This is a genomic window from Petrocella atlantisensis, from assembly GCF_900538275.1.
Classification (GTDB): domain Bacteria; phylum Bacillota; class Clostridia; order Lachnospirales; family Vallitaleaceae; genus Petrocella; species Petrocella atlantisensis.
In genome coordinates this window covers 1,206,935-1,230,594 of sequence record NZ_LR130778.1, presented here as the reverse complement: position 1 = coordinate 1,230,594, position 23,660 = coordinate 1,206,935, and the positions used below count along the sequence as shown (strand labels likewise).

Below are 23,660 nucleotides of genomic sequence, written 5' to 3'. Positions count from 1 at the left end.
GGATTTAGAAAAGGCATTATCGGAACGAAAGCTGTAAATATAACGATATAAGAGGTGAATATATATGGATAACAAGCAGGATATATTAGATAACGGCCCTTTTTTTCATGGTACTAAAGCAGAGTTGAAAATTGGAGACTTTTTAGAACCACAACATCTATCAAATTACCAAGATAAAAAATCCAACTATATCTATTTTACAGCAACATTAGAAGCTGCAAAATGGGGTGCTGAATTGGCAACATCTAGCTTTAAGGAAAGAATTTATATTGTAGAACCAGTAGGCGATTTTGAAAATGATCCAAACTTAACGGACAAAAGATATCCCGGTAACCCTACACGTTCATATCGGTCAAAGTCTCCTTTGAAAATAATTGCTGAATTAGGGTCATGGGATAGACATTCCGATGAGGAAATAAATAATATGCTTCTAGCTTTAAAAAAGTAACGGGAACAAGGCAAAGCCATTATTTATGATTAAACCTGAATCAAAATGATAATTACCTAAAATATGTTTATCAGAGATAAAGTTTAATTATGTTTGGGTCATATTAAATTTGGAGGACATGATTACGGGCATTTTATTTATATTTTACACGTATTTTCTATAATAACCTTAGAAGGAGGTTTAGAATGAAAGCAATTGTTCAGGAGCAATATGGTTCGGTAGAAGTTTTAAAAGTCTTAGAAGTAGAGATGCCAACGCCTAAAAACAACGAAGTTTTAATTCAAGTAAAAGCTACGGCTTTAAACGCACCAGACTGGAGACTTCTGAAAGGAAAGCCATTGGTAATGAGAATGATGACTGGACTGATCAGGCCTAAAAACAAAATTAAAGGTTGTGAATTTTCAGGTCGGATTGTTGAACTTGGTCAGGGAATTACAGACTTTAAAGTTGGTGATACCGTCATGGGAGATGTTGCTGATGCGGGATTTGGTGCCTTTTCAGATTATATCTGTGTAAAATCATCATTACTGGCTAGAAAACCAGAAAGCTTAACGCATATAGAAGCTGCTGCTTTACCAGTAACAGCTGTAACAGCACTTCAAGGTGTTAGAAATATAGGACAATTAAAAGCTGGTGAAGACGTACTGGTGGTTGGTGCCTCTGGCGGCGTTGGGAGCTATGCTCTTCAAATTGCAAAATATTTTGGTGGAAACGTTACAGCAGTCATTAGTGAAAAAAATGAAAAACAAGCCAAAGATCTTGGTGCTGATGAAGTACTGGTTTACACAAAAATACCTCTTGATCATATTGAATATAAATATGATTTAATCATAGCTGTTAATGGTTATAACAAAATAGAAACCTATAGTAAGTTATTAAAACCTCAAGGCCGTTTGGTTATGATTGGTGGCAAATCTATGAAGCAAATTATCTTTGTTACTGCTTTTGGAGGATTGATATCCCGTAAAAACGGCAAAAAATTTAAAGGTCTTCTTGCAAGAGCAAATGGCAAAGATCTATCTTATATTGGTAACCTTGTAGATAAGAAAGAAATTCGACCTGTGATAGAAAAAGAAATCCCCTTCGAAGATATTCCTAAAGGACTATCCGAACTGGAAAAAGGTCATGTTAGTGGTAAGATAGTTGTATGGGTCAATAGAGATTAAAGCCATAATATAGAAAATCAAAGAAAAAGGTCAATACTTTATAGATTATAAAGTATTGGTTTTTTTAATTAAATTATTGAAAAACAATAATTTGAGTGATATAATAATCTTGTGATTATTGTAAAACAATAATAAAGGGAGATGGATATGGATAAAAAAAGATTGGTAAGTGTCTTGATAGGAGAAGGATTTATTTGTATCATTGCTTTTTTTCTGATGAAAGATCAAGCGATTGGTTACGACAGTATCATTTCTTTTCCATTTGTACAAATGGGTTATTTTCTTAGAATACTGTCATTAAATAGTCCCTTTGGCAATGTTATAGCTTGGGTGGCTTATGTGTTGTTTTGTTTGGCACCACTTATTTTACTAAGTATAAGAATACGAAAAGGCATCCAAAAGAGTGAGGATCTATTACTATTACTGCTAAGTGTTCTATTATTTTTTGGTATGTATTATATGATCAACCCTGGTTTTGCAGAAGGTATCTTAGCACCTTCCACTCTAAAAGGTTCGTGGAAAATAGGCGTTTCAAGCGTAGTATATATTGTGTTAATAGGGTATATAATTATGCGTCTGCTTCGAAGAATCCAAACAGGCATGACAGATAGACTACTCATTGACCTTGAAGTTATGCTTATTACATTCGCAGGTATTTCAGTGCTTGCATTAACCTTTGCATTGCCATTTGATATTATGGGAGAAATGAAAGCGGTTGAGGCGGCGAATACTATGGCCGGCATTGATTTTTCACTTACACATTATTTTATTTTATTAAGATCGATCATTAAAATGATTCCGTTATTTTATCAAATACGCATTATTTTAGCAGGTTATGACTTGGTGCAGGCATTGAAGACTGAAAGATATAGCCAAAGCGTTGTGGATAAGGCCGTTCAACTCGTAAGTAAATGTCGACAAGCCATTATCGTAACGGTGATTGCATCTATTTTTATAAACTTACTGCAATTGATAGCAGGTGCTAAGCTGATTCATAGCAATTATCATATTGATATACCCCTTACATCTATTTTAATTGTCATCATGACCATGTTGCTTGCAAAGTATTTTGCACACAGCTCAAAAATCAAAGAAGAGATGGATTTGTTTGTGTAGGAGGCAGATATGGCAATTAGGGTGCACTTAACAGAAATATTGAAGGAAAAAAATATGACATCAAAAGAACTGTGCTCTTTGATTAATATTACAGAGGCAAACTTATCTATATTGCGTAGTGGCAAGGCAAAAGGCATAAGGTTCAATACAATGAATAAAATCTGTTATTATTTGGACTGTGAATTGGGGGATATATTGAAATTTGACGGCAGAATGGAGGAGGATGATGAGGATGCATAAGAAGATAATGGGCAGTCTAGTGATGTTATGCATGATATCGGTGCTATTATCCGGATGTCAATTGGCGGTAGCAGAAGCAGGTAATACAAGGGAAGAGGATAAGCTCGTTGGGGTTTTTGTAACTGAAGATTATATTGATCTATTCGATTTTGAGGCCTATGTTTCAGAAAATAGCAACAAATTGATGCAGGGTGGAGAAGTCGTTATGGATTCTAAATATAAAGGAAGAGTATATGGAACAATAGACGAAGATCATCCTGAGGATATAGTTTTTGAAGGCTATGAAGGGGTCTTGTTTATAGATACGAGCTATGAAAAAGAGGGTGTCATCTATAGCAGAGTCGGTAGTGGCAACCAGGTGTCCTTGGTACATATCAGTGTTAATGATGAAGGCAATGAAATAGAAGGTACAATTTTTGCTAAAAATGCGCCGGTGATAATGGCTGTATTGAATCCGGTATATATGACGGATGAAGGCGAGATCTATTTTACTTCAGGTTCAGGCGTATCCATGGATGGTGAAAATGGTGGTGAAGGAAGTATGTCAATGTTCTTAACAGAGAATCGTACGGTTATGGTAGGTAACAGTGAATCCACTGAAAGCTTTAAAGTCAAGATTAATGTCGAAAGCATGGATGAAGTGGAATATTATGTTTTGAAGCAGATGGATGATCTTGATAATCAGGTCATCTCAGAGAAAATCTACGCTCATGATGTACCAAGTAGCATTGAAGTCAGTGATCAAACAAAATATATGATCTTAGAAAAAATAGGTACTGATCAAGAAGGAAAGCCACTCGTAGAAAGACAGATTATTAACGATGACTATTTTCAGGTTTACTTTTTTAATGAAAGTGCTTTTGCAGAAGGGTATTCAATACAACTAAACAATTAAGATCTTAACCAAATAGGATGAAATATATACAAATGGAAATTATCTGGATAAAAACTTGGACACAAAGTGTCACATAACCAAGGCTCCAATTGTTATTATAGTTAGAAACACTTTCTTCAACATGGGTAGGAAGGGGTGTCATCCAGATGGCGCTCTATAAAGGATAAAGGAGAGAGAGTATGTCAGAAAAAAAACTAAAACGATATAGCATAATCATTGCAGCGTTGGTCACGCTATCAGCCATAAGTAATGTTATCTATGCATCTTATCAGGTTATTGAGACGCCCTTATTTACAGAAATCAATGATGAGATCTATTATGATGGGATGTTGGATGAAACATTGACCATATCTTATATCATGAATAACAGTGATACAAGAAGACTTCAATCCATAAGTTTTTATGGTCTTGATGCAAAACAGTCTGTCAGTCAAAGCGGTGGTTTCGGTGGCTTCATGTATACAAGCGATACGAACAACAACCCGTACAATGATGAGATAGGGCGATATTATACTTTGAAACAAGGGTATATCAATCTTTATTTGACGGATGAAGACATAAGTCGAATGGAAGAGAAGGGTAGCCTTACTTTTGGTAGGGGTACAGCTATCTTTGACGATGGCACCATCATGCCGGTATCTCTTGGGCGAATTACAATAAGAACGGAAGACAATTGGGAGGAGCATAGATTAAGAAAAGGCGGTGGTGGGAGCAAGGATCATTTTACTGCTGATTTTGAGACAGAGACCCCAATTAGGATCACATCACTGGATTTATCATCTTTTGAGCCCCATAGGGATGATTTGGATATGAGCCTCATTGTTGACTTTGATAGAACTTATACTTATGATGCATTGATGAACCTTACAGAGCCCATAGAGGTAAAAAGAGGGTTTGAGGTGGCTTATACGGCAAAGGATAAGGATGCCTCAAGTGAATGGCGTTTTAATATGATATCCTTGGACATGGTCTATGAAAAAGACGGTCAATCTTATGATACTTGGATTTATTATCCTTTTTATGGTACCGGCATGAACGAAGCCGCTGTTGAATCTTTCGTAGCGTTATGGAGGACGGAACATGAATAATGGGTATAAATATATTTTTAGCGGGTTCTTACTGGTCCTAATCGATATAAATATTGGCAGATTCGATCTATTACCGGATGTCCTTGGATACTATTTAGTGTTTGTTGGACTTGGATATCTATATGCCAAAATAGAGCTTAGGGTTTTTCGTATTGCTAGATTTTTGTCAGTAAGTATGATATGTGTTTCTATACTGGATGTTGTTACAGGGATGCTTGGATGGATACAGATGGGTGATTTTTTCAACTATGCTGTGATGATTTTTGGATGGCTGAGTGAACTGTTACTGGTGGTTTATATCTACCAAGGTATGATGGCACATATGACCATGCTTGAAGAAACAACCTTGTCTCATCAGTTTGGGTCTGAACTCAAGCGGTATGCGGTGATACAGGGATTGTGTTTACTGGTCATGAGTTTTTCATTGAATATGCCAAAAGAGGGTGGCGGTGTATATCTGTTTGCTCTGATGGCCATAAGTATCATCATGCACATAAGATTGCTGATGAATCTAAGTGCCGTAAAGAAACTTTTTGAGATAGAAGAAATATAAAAGCTTATAGTTTTATTAAGCGTGAAGAATTTGATAATTCTGAATAAGAAAGATATAATTAAAAGATAAACTTCTTTACCAGAAGTATTTTGTTTCAACCTATCTTTGATTACAAGTTTGAAGGAATGACACAGAGGCATTGTAAAAGGGTTGCTTTGTGGTAGCGTACTAAGACAAGGGTCTTATCTTTTTATATATGCTATCATAATTGTAGTTAAGTTTGTTTATTGGAGGGTATGATGAGAAAGAATAATAATAAATCTAATTTTTTGAATCAATTGCTCGTATCTATTATAATTTTAGTTACCGCTTTTAAGTTTGGCGATGCATTAAGTAGAAAACTACAATCTAGAATCGATAGAAGGAATGAATAACATGAGTGAAAATTGGTTTGACATGTTTATGAAAAAATACAATGAGGAAGTTGAGTCTATGTCTACTGCAAATATAATGATTATTGGCAAGACCGGGGTTGGAAAAAGCACGCTCATTAATAATGTTTTTAGAGAAAAGCTGGTTGAAACCGGAATCGGTAAGCCGGTGACACAACATATCAGCAAGATCACAAAAAAGGGCGTTCCACTCACGATTTATGACACAAAAGGACTAGAACTAGATTCAGAAGTACAAGAAGAAATAAAAAAGGAAATCGTTGGGCAAATAGATCGAACATTATTAAGTCAGAATGAAAAAGATTATATACATGTGGCATGGTACTGTATTAATTCAAGTTCGAATAGAATTGAAGATTTTGAACTGGAGTGGATCAATGAGTTTTCTAAAAAGCTACCGGTCCTTATTGTCATGACACAATGTATGGGCCTACAATACAAAGAATTTGAAAGCTATATAAGAAATCTGAATCTTCCGGTCGTTAACGTAGTACCCACATTGGCAGAAGAAATCGTCATCAGTGAAGATATTATAATTCCACCATTTGGCCTTACACAACTTGTGGATGTAACCTATAATTGTTTAGATGAAGCAGCCAAAAAGGCCTTTATAAATGCTCAAAAAGTTAATCTTGAGAAGAAAGTAGTGGCTGCAAGATTAGCTGTATTACCATATGTATCGACGAATTTTGTTACCGGCTTTACCCCTATCCCTTTTGCGGACGCAACCATCTTGGTGCCAAGTCAGATTGCTATGATTGCACATTTGACGGTTATATTTGGTATTAATGTTGAGAAAACGCTGATTACCTCTATCGTTACTGCAATTGGAGGCGTCGGTGGTGCTACTGCACTTGGTAGAACAATCGTTGCCAATGTTGTTAAGTTTATACCGGGTGTTGGAACGGCGGTTGGAGGCGTCATTAGTGGGACAACAGCAGCCATTCTAACAGCTGCACTGGGTTATGCTTATATTGAAGTTATGAATAAGATTGCCCTTCGTTTATATGAAGGAAAGAAGATTGACAACAGTGAAATCATTACAATGATGAAAAGGGCATATGAAGAACAACTTAAAAAAGGGAAAGATATTATCAGTGGCACAAAGTTAAAATAGAAGTTCTATAGGTTTCAAGTTTCATGAACCCCACAAGAAGCGCTTTTCTGTTAAGAAAGGCGTTTTTTGTTATGCGCCCGGCTTGGGCGCAATCTTGAAGAAAATAGCAGAATTTCAGCTTTAATCAATATCTAATAATTGTCTAATTTTTCTATCATATAAGGAGTGATATAATTGTTGAATAAAAGAGGGTTAAAGGAAAAAACTAAGTTTTATGATATCGTTTTGACGCCTTAGCCAAAGATTAATTCTATAAATGTATTCATATAGACCATTTGAGGAGGAACAACCAAAGTATGAAAAAGTATAGTTTAGTGTTAACAGTATTGCTTATATCCACATTCGTCATTACGGGCTGTCAAGGCGAAGCAGAAGCAGTAGGTGCTGAAGGTGAAACCTATACGCCAGTAAAAGTAGAGGCGGTCGTAGCCGGTAATATGAGGGATGAGTCTATTTTTACCGGACAAGTTAAACCGATTAAGGAAGTGGATATCATGGGCAAATTCCCCGGTGAGATTAGCGCTACGTATTTTAACGTAGGCGAAAGTGTTTCACAAGGTGATGTCTTATTCGCCTTTGACGAAACCGATATGAGACACACCGTTGAATCTTTAGCAAGTCAGGTGAACTCCGCAGAAGCAGCTGTTAACTCAGCAAAATTAAACGTGAACATTACTTCGGGGAGTCAGCAAGAGGGCCAGCTTAACCAAGTGAAATCTTCTCTAAACAGTGCCAAACTTACCTATGATAATGCAAAAATCAACTTTGAGAATACCAAAGCTTTATACGCATCCGGTGCAGTTTCTAAGAGTGAGTATGACGGCATGGAGCAAGCCTACCTTCAAGCTAAAAATGCTTATGACACAGTTTTACAGAGTTATAATTTATTGACAGGTAAGCAACTAACTGAAAATACTGCGCTGGCTAAAAACGGATTACAGCAAGCCATCGCTTCAAGAGATGCATTGGCCGTTCAATATAATAACGCAAAAGAAACCTTATCCGATTTGAATGTGACCAGTCCTATAAGTGGGATTATAGCTACTAAAAATATTGAGATAGGAGAAATATATAATTCGAGTTTTCCGGCTTATAGCGTTATTGATATGGATACGATTCTCATTCCCATAAACGTCACGGATGATTTGATTAATGGGTTATCGATTGGCGATAAGGTTTTTGTCACGATTCAGTCCATTTCAGGAGAAGAATATACAGGAAAGATTACTGAGATAAGTCCAATACCTAATGACATGGACTTTACTTACCCTGTTAAGGTAGAAGTCAGTAATGGAAAGCATCAAATAAAACCGGGTATGTTTGCTGAGGTGCGTGTCGTTAAGAGTCAAGCAAATGATGCCATCGTTGTAAACCGTAGTCATCTGGAACTTATAGAAGACACTTGGTATGCATATGTTGTACAAGATGATACGACCTATGTTCGACCTGTTAAGCTTGGCCTTGATAACGGTAAAGAAGTAGAAATCATTGAAGGTCTAAGAGACGGAGATCTGTTGATTGTATCGGGTAAAGAATATGTTAGTGACCAAGAAAAAGTAACAATTGTAGAGTAGGAAGGGACGAAGCGTGAATATAGATAAAAAAGCAATACCAGAATTATCCTTAAAGAAGAATCCCCTTGGAAAATGGGCTGGCATATTTATCAAACGTTTTCGAATAACCTTTTTAATTATTATTGCACTGGTAATATGGGGATCAGGCAACTATATGTCTCTACAAAGAGAAGCACAGCCTAAGGTTACGATACCTTTTGCCTATGTACAAACGATGTATATCGGTGCTTCTCCTGAAGAAGTCGAGACACTTGTTACAGAACCCATTGAGAAAAGATTGGATGAGATTGAAGGGGTTAAGACCATAACCTCAAGTTCAGGTATAGGAAACTCTATCATATTTTTAGAATTTGAAACCGGTGAAGATGTGGATGAAAAGGTACGTGAAGCTAAAGAAAAGCTTTCAGGCATCAGCGCCCAGTTGCCAAGTGATGCAAACACACCTGAAGTCTATGATATGAAGACGGGTCAAAGTCCTGTACTCATCTACGCATTAACCACCAAGGAGGACATCCTTACATTACAGGAAAAAGCTAAAAAACTTCAGAAGGAAATGGAACTCAGTTATGGTGTAAAGGAAGTTGTCATCGCAGGTGATATCGATAGGGAAATCCAAATCACCATCGATCCTCAAAAACTTTCAATATATAACCTCTCAATTGATGACATACATTATGCTTTGGCCGCTTCTAATGTGAGTTTTCCTGCCGGTAATGTAGAACTAAACGGAAAAGAGTATAGCCTTAGAACCTCAGGCAAATTTGAAACGATTGAAGATATTGAAAATGTCATCGTCAGATCAAACCCAGATAGCAATATCATCCTAAAGAATGTTGCTACAATTGAAGATACCTTTGAAGATAGAAAAGTGTTTATTCATGAATATAACGGAACAGCAACGACGATTGAAGACTTAACAAACAAAAATACGGTAGTTCTGGCAGTACTTCGAAAAGACAGTTCAGATGAAGTACGTATTAAAGAAGAGATTGAGAAAATGTTAGACGAAAAATCGGATCAACTTGTCCCGGAAGGATTTGATTTAACATTAATTGCGGATAAAGCCGATTATGTAGATCAACAACTTGGGTCCGTTACCAATAATGCAATCTCAGGATTATTCCTTGTCGTTATTGTTCTATTCCTATTTATCGGATTAAGGGAAGCTCTTATAGTATCTTTTGTTATTCCAATGTCGTTACTCGCATCCTTTGGATTCTTAAAACTAACGGGTAATACATTAAATGAGATTACAATGTTTTCTCTCGTCTTGGCCGTGGGTATGTTGGTGGATAACGCCATTGTGGTCATGGAAAACATTGACCGATTAAGAAAAAAAGGCCTCAGGGCGGATATTGCTTCTTTAGTAGCGACGAACCAAATAGCCCCTGCGATACTGGCTTCTACTTTGACAACAGTTGCTGCATTTTTACCAATGCTCTTTACTTCTGGCATTATGGGTGATTTTATAAAATCCATACCAATGACGATTATTATTACGCTCAGTTGTTCTTTCTTCATGGCGATAACGATTACGCCTTCAATCTGTGCAATCCTTTTAAAAGGTGGTCAGAAGGAAAAGAGTCAGCGTTCTGAGTTCATCATTAAAGTCCTATCCGTTGGTATCATCATCCTACTATCCCTATTCGCCTTTGCTGATTTTGATCAACCATTGTTTAGATCCTTTACAGTACTATCCTATATTGGGGCAATTATCTTTGGTGGAGGCATGGCGATTAAGCAATTTGCACCTCAGGTATCACATACGGACCATATCGTCATTAAAACCTACTCAAAGGTTCTAAGTCATATCATCGCTAAAACAAGCCGTAAATTAATGCTGGTTGGTTCAGCTGGAGTGTTATTTCTTTTATGCGTGAGCATGCCCTTTACCGGCATTTTATCGGTTGAGATGTTCGGTGGTGAAGATATGCCACAGTTTTCAATATCTATAAAAACACCCAGCGGTTCTTCGATAGAGCAAACAAAAGCTATAACAAAGCAAGTGGAAGAGATTATCTTAGACATACCGGAAATCGATACTTTCGTAAGTTATGTCGGAACAGGTGGTTTGAGCATCTTCAGTGATTTAGATACCACTGCTGGTGACAATCCAATCCAATCATCCATTGAAATCAATCTAAAAGACTTGAATGAAAGAGAAAGAACAAGCAGTCAAATCGTTGCTTCCATACGTCAAGCCGTTCGATTAATCCCAGGCGCAGACATTGAGATTAGAGAACTTGAATCCGGCCCTCCAAGTGGTAGCCCTGTCTATGTAAAGCTAAAAGGTGACAGTCTAGAAGACTTGGAAACAACAGCAAGGGATATTAAAAACATATTAGCTTCCATAGAGGGTATCCGGGATCCACAAACCAGCTTTGGAGAAGACTTCCCTGAACTTGAAGTAAAAGTGGATTCTGAAAAAGCAGCTGCACTTGGGCTAGATGAACGATCTATAGCAGCATCTTTAAGAAACTCAATCAATGGTATTGTCGCTACGACTTATAGAGATGATCAGGATGATATCGATATTGTTATTAGAACATCCAAGCATAAGCTTGAGACCATCTATGATTTAGAGAAGTTAACCTTTTATAATCGAAGTGGTGTCGCCATACCTTTTTCACAGGTAGCGGAAATTATTGAAACAAATAGCGTTCAATCCATCTCTCATGAAGATGGAAAAAGAATTGTTCATGTAGCGGCCAATATAGATAAAGACAAATGGACCGCCGCTGAAGCCACAGCTGCATTCCAAGAAGCTACAAAAGACTATCCCTTTATTGAGGGTGTATCTATGAGTTTTGGTGGAGAGATGGAGGCAATGGGAGACTCCTTTGGTGAGATGATGCTTAATATGGTGATGGCTGCTTTACTTGTTTATATTATCTTAGCCGTACAGTTTAACTCCTTATCCCAGCCTTTTATTATCTTATTTACTGTTCCCCTTTCAATTATTGGGGTCATGCTGGGATTATTAATTACCGGTAATAATTTTGGATTTGTTGCCTTTATCGGCGTGGTTGCCCTTGTGGGTATTGCCGTTAATGATGCCATCGTCTTCTTGGATTATATTAATTATCTTCGTAATGAAGGTTATGAAATGAATGAAGCTATAGTAGAAACCGGCGTTACAAGATTCATCCCTGTTATGGCAACCACCATAACAACAGCCGGTGGTATTTTACCGATTACACTTTCAGACCCATTTTTTGCACCGATGGGCGTTGCCCTAATCTCAGGGCTATGTATGGCGACTGTCTTAACTCTAGGTGTTATACCTGCAATGTATTCATTATTTGAAGGTAAAAAAACCAAGGTAAAAGAAAAGCACGCTGAAAAAAAAGCGAACAACCCATCAGAAAACTATCTTGAAGTTGAGTATGAGATGTAGTGTTATGAAGCTAATATTTGGACATAGTGGTATTTATCAGATTAGAGAAGTCATTGAACTTATGAAAGAATATCCTAATATTTATGCTGAAATAAGCACCCAACCACACAAAAACATTAGGATGTTAATCGACGAAGTTGGCGTGAAAGGTTACTATTTCCTTTTCGATTATCATGTTAACGATTCAGGTACATTTGGCATTTTAATCAGTAATAATACCTTCGTCATCAAGTCGGTCAAGAATGATTTTTGTAATACTTCGGATAAGATCACCCAGGATGCTAGGGCGAGCAGTACCGAAGGTACGACCAGCCTCTGCTTAAGTATACAGGATAAAACCAATTGATAATATAGACATATAGTGATATAATATGACTATATCGAATATAGAAAGAGGTAATCTCAATGGAACTAAATATTCGCCCATCAGCAGATCTTAGAAATCACTATAACGAAATATCAAAGCAATGTCACGAGACCAGAAAACCTGTGATCATTACTAAAAATGGTAGAGGTGATACTGCAGTGATAGGCCTTCAGGAATACCGACAAATGACTTCCGAATTAGAGTTGCTTCGCACTTTGGCAGAAGCAGAAGAAGACGTGAAGTATGGAAGAGTTGCACCACTTCAAGAGACATTTGATGATATAAGAAGTGCGCTCCTTGGCAGGGAGGACTGATATGTATCAAGTAGTTCGAACTGAAAAGGCAGACAATCAATTAAGGGATTTGATCTACTATATTGCAGATGATTCTGACAGTGTAGATATTGCTCTGAAGTACCTTGCAAAGATTGAGAAGGCAATGATGCGCCTTGCAGATTTTCCGGAATCCGGGAGCGAACCAAGATATGCAATTCTTCGTAAACAGGGATATAGTGTGTTGATTATTGAAAAGCATATGGTTTTTTATAAAGCCGATAAAATAAATGAGATCGTAACAATTTATGCTGTTGTTGATACTAGACAAGAGTATAGGAATTTAATGTAAATATTTCTGATTGGAAGATAAAAGAGAGTTTCATGTATATCATGGATGCTCTCTTTTGTGCATTTTTTAGGAGGAGTATATCATCATATTAGGGCTTATTTATGATGGTGATTGTGTATGAATTACTTAAAATTGGAAGTACAACTTGGAAGATTTGTATGGGTATTCCTAATGATAAAAATTAAATAAATTGAACATAGAGAACTTAAGTTTCTTAGAAACATATGATATAATATTATAAAGGATCTGGGGAGATTTCTGATATCCCAATAGTTTTACAACTAAATATAAACTTTAAGTGGTATAGCATAGGGGGAGTCTATGGAAATTCGCAAAGAGTGGGGTTTTGTAAGCGTTCAGATCGATTACAATCCTTATTATGTGGAGCAACTTAAGTTACTTGGCGGCAAATGGCTGGCAAAGGAGAAAGTCTGGCATTTGCCGCCAATTCAGTATGAAGCAGTGATGGAACTATTTCAGAGAAACAAGAACGGTTTAGCTGAACAAACAAAAGATGATCTTATGAAGATCAATGAAATTATGGATGATCTAAAACGTTTGGGCTATAGTTCCGAAACCATCAAAAGTTACAGCAATCATCTCAAAGCATTCTTGGCCTATAGTGAAGGTGCTTGTGACCTAACTAGCATTAATAGTTACTTGTTATATTTGTTAGAAAATAAACAAACTAGTCATTCTTATTGTAATCAGGCAGTTAATGCCATCAAAATCTATGCAAGAAAATTTAGCAACATAGAAGAGACAGAGGTTATCAAGTTACAACGACCCAAAAAAGAAAAGAAGTTACCCAAGGTTATGAGTCAAAATGAAGTAAAGCGTTTGTTAGAAGTAACAATTAATGAGAAACACAAGACCGTTCTAATGTTAGCTTATTCTTGTGGTCTAAGGGTTAGTGAAGTGGCAACAATGCCAGTCGCGAACATTGATAGTGAAAGGATGGTGGTCATCGTCCATCAAGGCAAAGGGCGTAAGGATAGAATCACTTTGTTGTCAGAGAAGATGCTTAAGCAGCTAAGGGTGTATTACAAAGAGTATCGACCCAAGGTGTGGCTGTTTGAGAATCCGGATAAGGATGGACCTATTACTGGAAGAACATTGCAACGGGTATTTAATGCATCTGTAGCGAAAGCTGGCATACAAAAGAGTGTTACATTTCATAGCTTGAGACATTCTTTTGCTACACATTTATTAGAGAGTGGTGTTCATTTAAGGTATATTCAGGAGTTGCTTGGACATAGCAGTAGCAAGACGACTGAGATCTATACCCATGTGTCGGTCAAGTCGATTATGAATATCAAGAATCCTCTTGACCAACTTTAGCTTATTCTCGACATACGCAAAAAGTACCAATGTAACCATATTCCCGACACGTCGGGAATGCAGAAGTTAGGCGATATAATAACTAGGCTATGATATATTGAAGTATATATGAATGGAGGGAGATAATGAGAATAATTAGAAATTGCAATACATGTGAGTTTAACTTTAATCAGATATGTGCAGGCCATGGAGATATTTTATCATATGGCGATGCTATTCCTGAAGAGTTAGATAATAATGTAATATGTACTGGGTGGGGTGTCTCTTTTGAGTACTATGACAGTTTAATTGAAAAAGTGCCTTGGTACATACAGAAGAACTATAGCTATATGGATCAGAGTATAGACTATGATGAATTTATTAGACGCATTGATGCAGATGAAAAGGGGCTTGGTATAGATGTGAACCTTTATGATGCAATTGAGCATGTTTATGGGCTTAAGATATTTGAGTTGGCAGAAATTCTGGATGTGTCAATAGGTGTGATTATGTATGCTCGTAGAAGAGGTACAGTAAGTAAGCGAGTTATTGAATTTTCTCCTAAACTATGTATTCCGCCTAAGTTTTTCGGCAAGTTCTTATCTACTGATTTAAGTGAATTAGAACAGTGTTGTAAAGAGTTTTATGGAGTTAAGCAGATTCAAGATGTACCACATAAATAGATTCCGTTATTACATCGCCTAACAGCAAGTTGACGATATGGGCTTTGAATAAGGATGGATACCACACATCGTCAACACACCGACGTTAGGCAACATTCATAACTTAGTACAATAAAAAACCGCCATAATCGGCGGCTATTGTTACAATAGTTTTATAAAGTCTTCTAAGGAGATGTTGGCTTGTTCAAGTATACTCTTTAAAGTTCCTTTTGCAATTTCTGAATGCATTGGAATTATTAAAACTCGTTGTGGTATTGAATCATTTTTATATTTTGCATGACTGCCTTTTTGAGAAACTTTTTCAAATCCAATTTTTGATAAGGCTTTTATGATCTCTTTTGGAGTTAATATTGGATATTTAGATCCCATTAAATAGCAACCTCCAATGTTGTAACAAATATTTGATGGTGCTCTATATCAGCCACATCATCTTCATAATACAATTGTATAGCTTCAGTAAGATTGGAGATTGCTTCTTCTATAGTTCTTCCTTGAGAAGCAACATTATTTTCAACACATTTTGCGACATACCAATCATCTTCTTTTTGAATGATTGCAGTGACTTGTACACTCATGGTAACACCTCTTTTCAATAAGTGATTGTATTTGATTTTATTATATCATGGTATAAGAGATTTGAGAAGAATTGTAGTTTTAGATGTAGATAAATCGGAAAATAACGAGGGTTTTCATTAGGAACATCGCCTAACAGCATGTTGACAACACTCAATCTGCTAACCGAGTCGGGGTCGCATTAGCCGTTCGCGGGCTCACAGGCATAAGCTCTCCCTGTAAGCAGATTGGCATCGTCAACACACCGACGTTAGCAGACATATTTACTATTTTTCAAAGGAGGTTCAAATGAGTTCGAGTTATATTATGCATAGAGAAGGAGAAAATGATTTTACACCAGTAATCAGCAATAATTTCTGGAACTCATTGCGTATGTATGTCATGAGAAAAGCGGATGCGGATTACTTTTCAGAATATTTTTGTGGAGATAGAGAGACTAATACCGGATTTGATGAATCGTCCTTTTTGAGAAGACTTACAGAAGAACTAGGTTGTCAGATATTATTTTTTGATGATAACTATATGCCTGAAACTTTGGAAGTATTAAGTTTTGCGGAATATGTATATAGATTTATCTCTGTACCTATTAGTACTGAATATGATAATTATCACAGAATATATTATCATACAAAGTTCGATTCGAAAAAGGGACGATATGAATTCACAGTTCAATTGAATGATATGTTTAAAAAGTTTAAACACCCATATGAAATAAAGCAAGGGAAGATAAGTAGAATACACTCAAAAGTATTAGATGACAGAGTTGATAGTTTTGAATTTAGTAATGACAAATCTCTAAATGGTCAATTAAAGAAGGCGATAGCATTTTTTAGAGAACCAAATGGTGATAAAAAGCTTGAGGCTTTGGGCATATTAGCTAATATATTAGAACGTATTAAAACTTATGAAGGTGACAATAAGAAGCGCAGTATAGAGGAGATACTCTATTTTATATCAACTGATTCAAAACTAATTGGTATGCTCGATAACCACATAAAAAGTATTACTATGATTTCAAACGAATGTAATATTCGACATAAGGAACTTAGTAAGATTGGAGTTAATGATGAAAGAGTTCAAGAATTTCTGTTTTACTCCTACTACAATATAATTAGACTGATATTAGATTGTTATAAAGAGAAAAAGAATACAATTGGTAATCCGTAAAGACGTCTGCTAACAATACATTAACGCAAGGGTCGACTGAGGGAACGGCTTCGAAGATTAGAGTCGACCACAGCCAGCCACCAAAGCCCGTCGGGCCGCGTTCGCATAAGTCACCACAGGGGTGCCATGAGCGAACACTCTAAGGTGCCAGACTGTCGTGAATGCGGACCGTTAGCCAATATATAGAATTCGGTTTCCTAAAAGGAGAGATTTAATGATTATAAAAATAAAGTCTTATGCATTTAGACTGTTTATGTATTCTTTGGTTATAGCAGCTATTATATATAGTCAGAATTACTTTAGAGTGATATTCCTGAACCTCATTAATGGAGGGAAAAATCCATATTGGTTTATTTTACTGGTCCCTTTTGCGTATATCATATCTGGGATTCTGATTAGTTTTGAAAGAATATTTACCATTATGAGAACCCAAGGTGCCCTTACGTATGATTGGATAAGGTTTACTGTTATAGTAATTCCATTCTTAATTCTGAGTTGTTGGAAACCATTGTCATTGTATTACAGTAGTACAATAGCAAGGTTGTTTGGTGATCCTTTTAGGATTTTTATTATACACTCTGAGGTTTTATTAGTTATTCAAGTTCTAACGGGATTTCTAATTGTTTCGTGTATAAGTAGGCATGAAACTCTAAATAAAGAGGTTGAACGTTAGATTGTTGGGACTTGTCATTCTATACATCGGCTAACAGCATGTTGACAACACTCAATCTGCTAACCGAGTTGGGATCGCATTAGCCGTTCGCAGGCTCACAGGCATAAGCTCTCCCTGTAAGCAGATTGGCATCGTCAACACACCGACGTTAAGCACAATAATTTTCTGGTTACTAGACAGAGACAAGTAAAGTTTCTAGAGTTAGTTAGTGATGAGGAGGAGAATACTATAAATCGATACATATATACTGCAATAATTTTTTTTATGATAATCCTAAGTGGATGCAACCCAACAAGTGATGATTATGAAGCTGAGCATCAGAAACTAAAGGATGAGATTAGAGCGAGGGATGTTATTATAACTGAACTTAAGTCTAAAATTGATCAACTAGAAGAACAGATGAAGGAAGCAAGCTTATCTGATGAATCTGGCAATACGTCTATTCAATTTGATGTCGAACGTGAAGTTGACTTGAGGCTTGATATGTTAATGTCAAAACTCTTTGAGTATACTTCATTACCTGAAATACGGAGTACAACTAATTCAGGTGAGCCGATTGAAGAAGGTAGCGCTTTCGATTCAGTAATTGATTGGTACGATAATAACATTAATAGTGAGAGTAGACGTTTGATTATTGTTGGCCCCTTGAACAATAATGTAGATAGTATGTTTGTTGAAGCACTAGAATACAGGTCTTTTTTGAACGATGAATCGAAAGGAGAACTAGCCACATATTCATCTATACATTTCGTGATGTTTGAAGTGATTAGAACTGGGAATAGATGGCAAGTCGTTGAATATATAGATGAATTCTGATTTAGAGTTTAGGTTTGACTATAGGTGTTTCACAAGCTGACGACAATTACTGCGCTTAACAGCGAGTTGACGATATGGACTTTGAACAAGGATGGATACCACACATCGTCAACTCACAGGACGTTAGGTGAAATAATCTAGCTGACCATGAGAAATTTTATTTGGAGGTTATTATGAGGCAATCAATTGTACATATTGCGATAGTTGTTGATGATTATGATGAAGCTATTGAATTTTATACAAATAAGCTCAATTTTGAACTTCTTGAGGATACATATCAATCTGAACAAGATAAGAGGTGGGTTGTTGTAGCTCCTTCTGGCTCAAATGGAACAACGTTATTGTTGGCAAGAGCTTCGAAGCCAGTACAGAGGGATTTCATAGGTAATCAATCGGGTGGAAGGGTATTTCTATTTTTGAATACAGATGATTTTTGGAGAGACTACAATCGTATGACTGAGATTGGAATTGAATTTGTAAGAGAACCAAAGAAAGCGGACTATGGTATGGTAGCTGTTTTTAAGGATTTATATGGTAATCTCTGGGACCTATTAGAACTTAATGAAGATCATCCTATGATGAAGAGGTTTAGCGAATCCAACTTTGATGGTTGCTGACGCTAGATTACTTCACCTAACAGCACGTTGCCAACACTCAATCTGCTAACCGAGTCGGGGTCGCATTAGCCGTTCGCAAGGCTCACAGGCATGAGCTCACCCTGTAAGCAGATTGGCGTCGTCAACACACAGGACGTTAGAGGAAATTATTCATTTCGGTTTGAGTGTGATTTGACGTTAATTTGATTAGGGAGAAATTATTATGGAGTATCCAAGATTAGTTAGGCCAGATATAAAGTATAAGGATTCATTTCTTGAATTTGTCGAGGATGTTAAGTCGACAGGCTATGAAAGTTATGAATTATATAGAAAAGCCGTGGTGGATTTCGATGGGTTTATTAAGGACTTATGCGATTCCAGCGAAGGATTGAATTTACCTGAAGGATGGGTACCGTGTAGCAGTTTTTGGCTAGTGGATAATACTTGTGAAGTACTTGGTGTAATCAGAATTAGGCACCGTGTGGATAGCGAGTATCTACAGATGCTTGGTCATATTGGCTATGAAATAAAAAGCAACAATAGGAGAAAAGGATATGGAAGTAGAATATTTGAACTAGGATTAATCGAATCAAGAAAGATTGGTTTGAGAAGTGTTCTTGTGACGTGCAATGAGGATAATATTGGTTCAATGAGTATTATACTACAGGCTAATGGAAAATTTACTAGATCTTTCAAAGATGATGAAACAGGTAAGAAAGTAATGCAATATGAAGTGCTTATTTAACAGTTTTTTTTGTGTAACGAGGGTAGTCAATGAATAACTTCCTCTAACAGCGAGTTGACGACATGGCCTTTTTATCGGATGGATGGCACACGTCGTCAACTCACGGGACGTTAGGGGAAATTCAATAGTCGGAAATAAAACATTAGAATATAGGGAGTATATTATGAGTGAAATGACAGGTGATAAGGCGCTATCAATTTTAGATAAGACATATGAGATAGCTCTAAATGGTATACCAACATCTAAATCAGTTTATGTCTTGGCTGAAGAGTACAAAGAGAGATATAAAGAGGATCTAAAAGCTTGTCAGAAACTTAGAGATTTTCAGATTATGAAGTGTGGGACTTCAGGATTCTTAACTGGGCTAGGAGGATTGATAACCTTACCAGTAGCATTACCTGCCAACATTACAAGTGTTTTATATGTCCAGATTAGGATGGTCGCAGCAATTGCAAAGATCGGTGGATATGATGTTCATAGTGATGAAGTACAATCTCTAGTTTATTTATGCTTAACTGGTAATAGTATGAAAGATGTTGTAAAGACCGCAGGTATTGCATTTAGTAGTAAGTTTACAACTGCAATGATTAAGAAGATACCTGGTACAGTTATGGTGAAGATAAATCAGAAAGTTGGTTTTAGGTTCATAACTAAGTTTGGACAGAAGGGGATAATTAATTTGGGTAAGGCTGTGCCAATAGTTGGTGGGATTGTCGGAGCTGGATTTGATATTACATCTACCACAATAATTGCCAATAATGCTATCAATTTATTTATAAAAGGTAACATTGAATAATTGTTATATTTTGCATGGGGTCCTATTGAACTTCCCCTAACAGCGAATTGACGACATGGACAAGAACAAGGATGGATGTCCTCGTCGTCAATTCACGGAACGTTAGGCGATATAATTAACTATTTTTGTGACACAGGGAGTGATTACATGAAAGATTGGAATCCAGATCTATATAAAAGGTTTGAAAAGCAAAGAACACAACCAGTTAAAGATTTAATAGGCAGTATCGAAATAAAGCACGTTAATAGAATTATTGACATTGGGTGTGGACCTGGTAATAGTACTGAACAACTGGCTCTAAGATGGAAGGATGCATCAATTATAGGTATTGATAGTTCCGCGAATATGATTAAAGAAGCCAATGAAAGGTTGCCATATATTCAGTTTGAAGAACGGGATGCTAATCAAGACTTAAGTGGCTTAGGTCAATTTGATTTAGTTTTTTCGAATGCTGCCATACAGTGGATGCCAAACCATCATGAACTATTACATAAGTTTTTCGGATTAGTTCAAGTAGGAGGTGCACTAGCAGTACAGATTCCTAGCGTTAGTAATATGGGCATACAAAGAGTGGTTAAAGAAACGGCTATAAGTGAGAAGTGGAATGGTAGATTTATAACGAATTCATATTTAAATTATGAAAACACAGAATACTATTATAATATATGTAGTGAGTTAAGTGAGGAAGTTTATATATGGGAAACGGACTATTACCATGTAATGGAAAATCATCAAAGGATCATCGAATGGTATAAATCAACAGGTATGAAACCATATTTAGACGCATTAGATACGCAGGGTGAAAGAATGGAATTTGAAGAAACTGTATTAGATAAGATTCGGATATATTATAAAGAACAGCGAAACGGTAGAGTATTATTCCCTTTCAGACGCATATTCTTTATAGTTTACAAGGAATAATTCAAGGCTATCGGTTACTTCCGTTAATTACATCGCCTAACAGCGAGTTGACGACATGGCCTTTTAATCGGATGGATGTCACATCGTCAACTCACAGAACGTTAGGCGACATTATTAATTTATTGAAGGAGGAAGAAGATGTTTATATCATTACAGGAGTTATTTTTAGGAACATTTGTTTTAACAATTTGGTTGGTTTATATTTTACAAAAGAAGGCAATCGTACAAGGGAAGATACTTGAATTTTCATTTGGTGAAAATGAACATTTGAGAAATTTCCAATCTAAACTATTTATTTTCGCAGTACCAATTTTCGCAGGATTCTTAGTGAGCTTTATTGCAAGAATTTTTGAAGTGGATGCAAATCTTCTAATAATCTCTGTAATACCTTGTGGTCTTGCACAGCTTTTTACAATTTCTACTGTTTACTTTGTTCCTCATTTATTAATCGAGCCTTTACGTAAGAATCTTCTTAAAACAAGGGTACTATATACAATTCTTGCAATACTATATTCTATATTCAGTGGGTCTGGTGCATTAATTGTATCGATGCTTGTAAAGTTACAAGAGAATGATGTGTTTACATATTCGATTATTAATCCGCTCATAATTGCTTTTGTATTATGGGTTGTAGGTTTCGCAATTTACTTATTCTCAGTTAAGGGCTACAAGAAAATTAAAGTAGATTATGATAAGGAATTCAAGAAGGAAGTTGACAAGGAAGTAGCTGATTTGGAGAAAGAACATATAATTTTAGAAGAGATTGCTAGGTTATTCGAAGATACAATAAATAAAACATATTCAAATTTACAAGAACAAATAAAGAAATCTGGTGACAGTGGTAAAGAAGTTAAATTGAAAATTTTGAATAAAGAGTTAATGGATAGAGTGATGGACCTAGAACATATGCTGGAACTAGCAGAGAGTAATGCTAATATCAAAAGCTTTAAAGATTCTTTTGATTATATAGGTTATTTACCTCCAGTAATCAGAAGAACAAGAATAAATTTTTATCAGAATGATTTTAATTATGGTGGAGGGTATTTTGGATGATATTAAGTTTATAGAGAATAATGTTGAGAATATTTTGATGATGAAAATCATTAAATCTATCTACAAAATAGAAACAAGCTACAGACCTATATGGTTTCGCAGTATAGAGTATTCATACTTCATATATTCAGCCGTGGTTTCATTAGTATTTAACAGGAGAGTTGCTAATATAACTATTGGCAAGTTTCAAATAGGTATCCTTAATTATCTTAGGTATAGTGGTAGACATTTTGAAAATACTCATCTAGCAAGTTTGCCTAATATTTCATTAAGTGACCTTAAAAGTATAATTATTTTATTGAAAATTGAAAATCAAATTAAAGTAGTTGAATGGTTGATAAATGACTTCACAAAGAATAAGGCTTTTAAATCATATGAAACCAAGATTCGTTATATAGGTCTTTCATATAATGGATCGTATCAGTATGCAAGAAAACTCGAATCATTATGTGTACAGGATAGCCACCATAACATCGCCTAACAACACCCTTAACGCTTCGGGTCGCGAGGGTAAGTATCTGGGGAAGTGCGACCACATACAGCCCACCAAGCCCGTTGGGACCGATATCCGCATTAGTCAGAGCAAGTCTGCCATGAGCGAATATCTCTAGGTGGCCAGTACGTCGTAAGGCCGGGAAGTTAGAAGAAATAACGACACTATATTATGGGTTAATGGGCGATTGATAGTTTTGACTTGCTTAATGGTAGAGGTACAATGCTTACTATGAGATTTGACATACTTGAAGGTGGGTATAATTTATTATATTGACAAGGAGATAATTTATGTTTGAATTTGATTCAAAAATGACTAAAGATGATTATATAGAATTTAATAAATATCATTTTGAAAATTCGAAATCAGTTATGAAAAGCTTTTTATTAGGAAGAGTTATGGGACCAATCACATTTATGCTTTCCATTATTGCAATTGGAGAAATAGATAATATTATTTACATGACAGTATTTTTTATTTTATCAGTTGTATGGTTTATATATACGCCAAAGTATATGTGGTACACAATGAAGAAGAGAATAAATAAGCTGATTGAAGAAAATAAAGAGGGAGACTTGTTTAGTGGAAAGCATTTAATTATTGATGATTTAGGAATACATCACGAATCAGAAATTTCATCAGGTACTTATAACTGGAGTTGTGTAATAAAGGTTTGTGATATTGAAAAAGCTATTTATATTTATGTGAGTTCAATACAAGCTGTTGTTATACCAAAGCAATTTGTTATAGACCAAATTAATGTTGATGAATTAGTAAAGTATTGTCGTTCTATGGCAACAGGGTAGTTCGATATATGAGGTTTAGGAACAAGATAATAATGGCTATA

The 23,660-nt window shown here is 36.0% G+C and carries 26 protein-coding genes; 24 read left to right on the top strand and 2 right to left on the bottom strand.

Annotated elements, in window-relative coordinates:
• Positions 1-64 precede the first annotated feature (64 nt).
• The 15 genes from arr (at position 65) to PATL70BA_RS05690 (ending at position 14,980) form a co-directional block, all read left to right on the top strand.
• Positions 65-448: an NAD(+)--rifampin ADP-ribosyltransferase gene (arr, locus tag PATL70BA_RS05760; protein WP_125136486.1), complete on the top strand. Its 384-nt coding sequence runs from the start codon at positions 65-67 to the stop codon at positions 446-448.
• A 185-nt stretch (positions 449-633) separates the two neighbouring features.
• Positions 634-1,614 (top strand): NAD(P)-dependent alcohol dehydrogenase, encoded by a 981-nt coding sequence (locus tag PATL70BA_RS05755; RefSeq protein WP_125136485.1) that lies wholly within the window; start codon positions 634-636, stop codon positions 1,612-1,614.
• 147 nt (positions 1,615-1,761) lie between these two features.
• Positions 1,762-2,730, top strand: coding sequence for a hypothetical protein (locus PATL70BA_RS05750; protein WP_125136484.1), 969 nt, complete (start codon positions 1,762-1,764; stop codon positions 2,728-2,730).
• Between the two features lie 9 nt (positions 2,731-2,739).
• Entirely contained in the window at positions 2,740-2,970 is a 231-nt protein-coding gene (locus PATL70BA_RS05745; protein ID WP_125136483.1) for a helix-turn-helix domain-containing protein, read from the top strand.
• Positions 2,963-3,865 (top strand): hypothetical protein, encoded by a 903-nt coding sequence (locus PATL70BA_RS05740; RefSeq protein ID WP_125136482.1) that lies wholly within the window; start codon positions 2,963-2,965, stop codon positions 3,863-3,865. The genes PATL70BA_RS05745 and PATL70BA_RS05740 overlap by 8 nt, the downstream gene beginning before the upstream one ends.
• Positions 3,866-4,044: 179 nt before the next feature.
• Entirely contained in the window at positions 4,045-4,953 is a 909-nt protein-coding gene (locus PATL70BA_RS05735) for a hypothetical protein (protein ID WP_125136481.1), read from the top strand.
• Positions 4,946-5,506: a hypothetical protein gene (locus PATL70BA_RS05730; protein WP_125136480.1), complete on the top strand. Its 561-nt coding sequence runs from the start codon at positions 4,946-4,948 to the stop codon at positions 5,504-5,506. Before PATL70BA_RS05735 ends, PATL70BA_RS05730 begins: the two co-directional genes overlap by 8 nt.
• A 402-nt stretch (positions 5,507-5,908) precedes the next feature.
• Complete coding sequence (locus tag PATL70BA_RS05725; protein WP_197715792.1) at positions 5,909-7,015, top strand: YcjF family protein; 1,107 nt, start codon at positions 5,909-5,911, stop codon at positions 7,013-7,015.
• A gap of 296 nt (positions 7,016-7,311) precedes the next feature.
• The gene (locus tag PATL70BA_RS05720; protein WP_125136478.1) at positions 7,312-8,589 is read left to right on the top strand and encodes an efflux RND transporter periplasmic adaptor subunit; all 1,278 of its coding nucleotides are present in this window, start codon (positions 7,312-7,314) and stop codon (positions 8,587-8,589) included.
• 13 nt (positions 8,590-8,602) lie between these two features.
• The gene (locus PATL70BA_RS05715; protein WP_125136477.1) at positions 8,603-11,986 is read left to right on the top strand and encodes an efflux RND transporter permease subunit; all 3,384 of its coding nucleotides are present in this window, start codon (positions 8,603-8,605) and stop codon (positions 11,984-11,986) included.
• A 4-nt stretch (positions 11,987-11,990) separates the two neighbouring features.
• Positions 11,991-12,332, top strand: a complete 342-nt coding sequence (locus tag PATL70BA_RS05710) for a hypothetical protein (RefSeq protein WP_125136476.1) — start codon at positions 11,991-11,993, stop codon at positions 12,330-12,332.
• A 59-nt stretch (positions 12,333-12,391) separates the two neighbouring features.
• On the top strand, positions 12,392-12,667 hold the full coding sequence (locus PATL70BA_RS05705) for a type II toxin-antitoxin system Phd/YefM family antitoxin (RefSeq protein WP_125136475.1): 276 nt from the start codon (positions 12,392-12,394) through the stop codon (positions 12,665-12,667).
• Between the two features lies 1 nt (position 12,668).
• Positions 12,669-12,977 (top strand): type II toxin-antitoxin system RelE/ParE family toxin, encoded by a 309-nt coding sequence (locus PATL70BA_RS05700; RefSeq protein WP_125136474.1) that lies wholly within the window; start codon positions 12,669-12,671, stop codon positions 12,975-12,977.
• 321 nt (positions 12,978-13,298) lie between these two features.
• Positions 13,299-14,318, top strand: a complete 1,020-nt coding sequence (locus tag PATL70BA_RS05695; RefSeq protein ID WP_243115971.1) for a tyrosine-type recombinase/integrase — start codon at positions 13,299-13,301, stop codon at positions 14,316-14,318.
• Positions 14,319-14,443: 125 nt separating this feature from the next.
• The gene (locus PATL70BA_RS05690; RefSeq protein WP_125136473.1) at positions 14,444-14,980 is read left to right on the top strand and encodes a hypothetical protein; all 537 of its coding nucleotides are present in this window, start codon (positions 14,444-14,446) and stop codon (positions 14,978-14,980) included.
• Between the two features lie 141 nt (positions 14,981-15,121).
• Here PATL70BA_RS05690 and PATL70BA_RS05685 read toward each other — a convergent pair whose 3' ends face one another.
• Positions 15,122-15,349, bottom strand: a complete 228-nt coding sequence (locus PATL70BA_RS05685) for a type II toxin-antitoxin system HicA family toxin (protein ID WP_125136472.1) — start codon at positions 15,347-15,349, stop codon at positions 15,122-15,124.
• Positions 15,349-15,555 carry a type II toxin-antitoxin system HicB family antitoxin gene (locus tag PATL70BA_RS05680; RefSeq protein WP_125136471.1) on the bottom strand — a complete coding sequence of 69 codons (207 nt, stop codon included), beginning with the start codon at positions 15,553-15,555 and terminating at the stop codon, positions 15,349-15,351. Before PATL70BA_RS05680 ends, PATL70BA_RS05685 begins: the two co-directional genes overlap by 1 nt.
• A gap of 286 nt (positions 15,556-15,841) precedes the next feature.
• On the opposite strand from PATL70BA_RS05680, the gene PATL70BA_RS05675 reads away from it, so the two are divergent.
• The 9 genes from PATL70BA_RS05675 to PATL70BA_RS05635 all read left to right on the top strand — a co-directional run bounded on the left by PATL70BA_RS05675 (position 15,842) and on the right by PATL70BA_RS05635 (position 23,619).
• Complete coding sequence (locus PATL70BA_RS05675) at positions 15,842-16,720, top strand: hypothetical protein (RefSeq protein WP_125136470.1); 879 nt, start codon at positions 15,842-15,844, stop codon at positions 16,718-16,720.
• Between the two features lie 937 nt (positions 16,721-17,657).
• Positions 17,658-18,209 (top strand): hypothetical protein, encoded by a 552-nt coding sequence (locus PATL70BA_RS05670; RefSeq protein ID WP_125136469.1) that lies wholly within the window; start codon positions 17,658-17,660, stop codon positions 18,207-18,209.
• Positions 18,210-18,382: 173 nt separating this feature from the next.
• Complete coding sequence (locus PATL70BA_RS05665; protein WP_125136468.1) at positions 18,383-18,826, top strand: VOC family protein; 444 nt, start codon at positions 18,383-18,385, stop codon at positions 18,824-18,826.
• Positions 18,827-19,028: 202 nt separating this feature from the next.
• A complete protein-coding gene (locus tag PATL70BA_RS05660) occupies positions 19,029-19,550 on the top strand; it encodes a GNAT family N-acetyltransferase (protein WP_125136467.1) in 522 nt (173 codons plus the stop codon).
• Positions 19,551-19,713: 163 nt separating this feature from the next.
• Positions 19,714-20,346 (top strand): EcsC family protein, encoded by a 633-nt coding sequence (locus PATL70BA_RS05655; RefSeq protein ID WP_243115970.1) that lies wholly within the window; start codon positions 19,714-19,716, stop codon positions 20,344-20,346.
• Between the two features lie 147 nt (positions 20,347-20,493).
• Positions 20,494-21,267: a methyltransferase domain-containing protein gene (locus tag PATL70BA_RS05650; protein ID WP_172596117.1), complete on the top strand. Its 774-nt coding sequence runs from the start codon at positions 20,494-20,496 to the stop codon at positions 21,265-21,267.
• A gap of 138 nt (positions 21,268-21,405) precedes the next feature.
• A complete protein-coding gene (locus PATL70BA_RS05645) occupies positions 21,406-22,320 on the top strand; it encodes a hypothetical protein (RefSeq protein WP_125136465.1) in 915 nt (304 codons plus the stop codon).
• Complete coding sequence (locus tag PATL70BA_RS05640) at positions 22,313-22,801, top strand: hypothetical protein (protein ID WP_125136464.1); 489 nt, start codon at positions 22,313-22,315, stop codon at positions 22,799-22,801. The genes PATL70BA_RS05645 and PATL70BA_RS05640 overlap by 8 nt, the downstream gene beginning before the upstream one ends.
• Before the next feature lie 302 nt (positions 22,802-23,103).
• On the top strand, positions 23,104-23,619 hold the full coding sequence (locus PATL70BA_RS05635; RefSeq protein WP_125136463.1) for a YcxB family protein: 516 nt from the start codon (positions 23,104-23,106) through the stop codon (positions 23,617-23,619).
• Positions 23,620-23,660 lie beyond the last annotated feature (41 nt).

Bases quoted from the DNA above. Each gene is read 5' to 3' on its own strand.
- PATL70BA_RS05685 (WP_125136472.1), bottom strand. From the start codon at position 15,349: ATGGGATCTAAATATCCAATATTAACTCCAAAAGAGATCATAAAAGCC.
- PATL70BA_RS05670 (WP_125136469.1), top strand. From the start codon at position 17,658: ATGATAATCCTAAGTGGATGCAACCCAACAAGTGATGATTATGAAGCT.
- PATL70BA_RS05755 (WP_125136485.1), top strand. From the start codon at position 634: ATGAAAGCAATTGTTCAGGAGCAATATGGTTCGGTAGAAGTTTTAAAA.
- PATL70BA_RS05635 (WP_125136463.1), top strand. From the start codon at position 23,104: ATGTTTGAATTTGATTCAAAAATGACTAAAGATGATTATATAGAATTT.
- PATL70BA_RS05680 (WP_125136471.1), bottom strand. From the start codon at position 15,555: ATGAGTGTACAAGTCACTGCAATCATTCAAAAAGAAGATGATTGGTAT.
- PATL70BA_RS05740 (WP_125136482.1), top strand. From the start codon at position 2,963: ATGCATAAGAAGATAATGGGCAGTCTAGTGATGTTATGCATGATATCG.
- PATL70BA_RS05695 (WP_243115971.1), top strand. From the start codon at position 13,299: ATGGAAATTCGCAAAGAGTGGGGTTTTGTAAGCGTTCAGATCGATTAC.
- PATL70BA_RS05735 (WP_125136481.1), top strand. From the start codon at position 4,045: ATGTCAGAAAAAAAACTAAAACGATATAGCATAATCATTGCAGCGTTG.
- PATL70BA_RS05730 (WP_125136480.1), top strand. From the start codon at position 4,946: ATGAATAATGGGTATAAATATATTTTTAGCGGGTTCTTACTGGTCCTA.
- PATL70BA_RS05650 (WP_172596117.1), top strand. From the start codon at position 20,494: ATGAAAGATTGGAATCCAGATCTATATAAAAGGTTTGAAAAGCAAAGA.
- PATL70BA_RS05655 (WP_243115970.1), top strand. From the start codon at position 19,714: ATGAGTGAAATGACAGGTGATAAGGCGCTATCAATTTTAGATAAGACA.
- PATL70BA_RS05710 (WP_125136476.1), top strand. From the start codon at position 11,991: ATGAAGCTAATATTTGGACATAGTGGTATTTATCAGATTAGAGAAGTC.
- PATL70BA_RS05725 (WP_197715792.1), top strand. From the start codon at position 5,909: ATGAAAAAATACAATGAGGAAGTTGAGTCTATGTCTACTGCAAATATA.
- PATL70BA_RS05690 (WP_125136473.1), top strand. From the start codon at position 14,444: ATGAGAATAATTAGAAATTGCAATACATGTGAGTTTAACTTTAATCAG.
- PATL70BA_RS05660 (WP_125136467.1), top strand. From the start codon at position 19,029: ATGGAGTATCCAAGATTAGTTAGGCCAGATATAAAGTATAAGGATTCA.
- PATL70BA_RS05675 (WP_125136470.1), top strand. From the start codon at position 15,842: ATGAGTTCGAGTTATATTATGCATAGAGAAGGAGAAAATGATTTTACA.
- PATL70BA_RS05750 (WP_125136484.1), top strand. From the start codon at position 1,762: ATGGATAAAAAAAGATTGGTAAGTGTCTTGATAGGAGAAGGATTTATT.
- arr (WP_125136486.1), top strand. From the start codon at position 65: ATGGATAACAAGCAGGATATATTAGATAACGGCCCTTTTTTTCATGGT.
- PATL70BA_RS05705 (WP_125136475.1), top strand. From the start codon at position 12,392: ATGGAACTAAATATTCGCCCATCAGCAGATCTTAGAAATCACTATAAC.
- PATL70BA_RS05720 (WP_125136478.1), top strand. From the start codon at position 7,312: ATGAAAAAGTATAGTTTAGTGTTAACAGTATTGCTTATATCCACATTC.
- PATL70BA_RS05645 (WP_125136465.1), top strand. From the start codon at position 21,406: ATGTTTATATCATTACAGGAGTTATTTTTAGGAACATTTGTTTTAACA.
- PATL70BA_RS05745 (WP_125136483.1), top strand. From the start codon at position 2,740: ATGGCAATTAGGGTGCACTTAACAGAAATATTGAAGGAAAAAAATATG.
- PATL70BA_RS05665 (WP_125136468.1), top strand. From the start codon at position 18,383: ATGAGGCAATCAATTGTACATATTGCGATAGTTGTTGATGATTATGAT.
- PATL70BA_RS05700 (WP_125136474.1), top strand. From the start codon at position 12,669: ATGTATCAAGTAGTTCGAACTGAAAAGGCAGACAATCAATTAAGGGAT.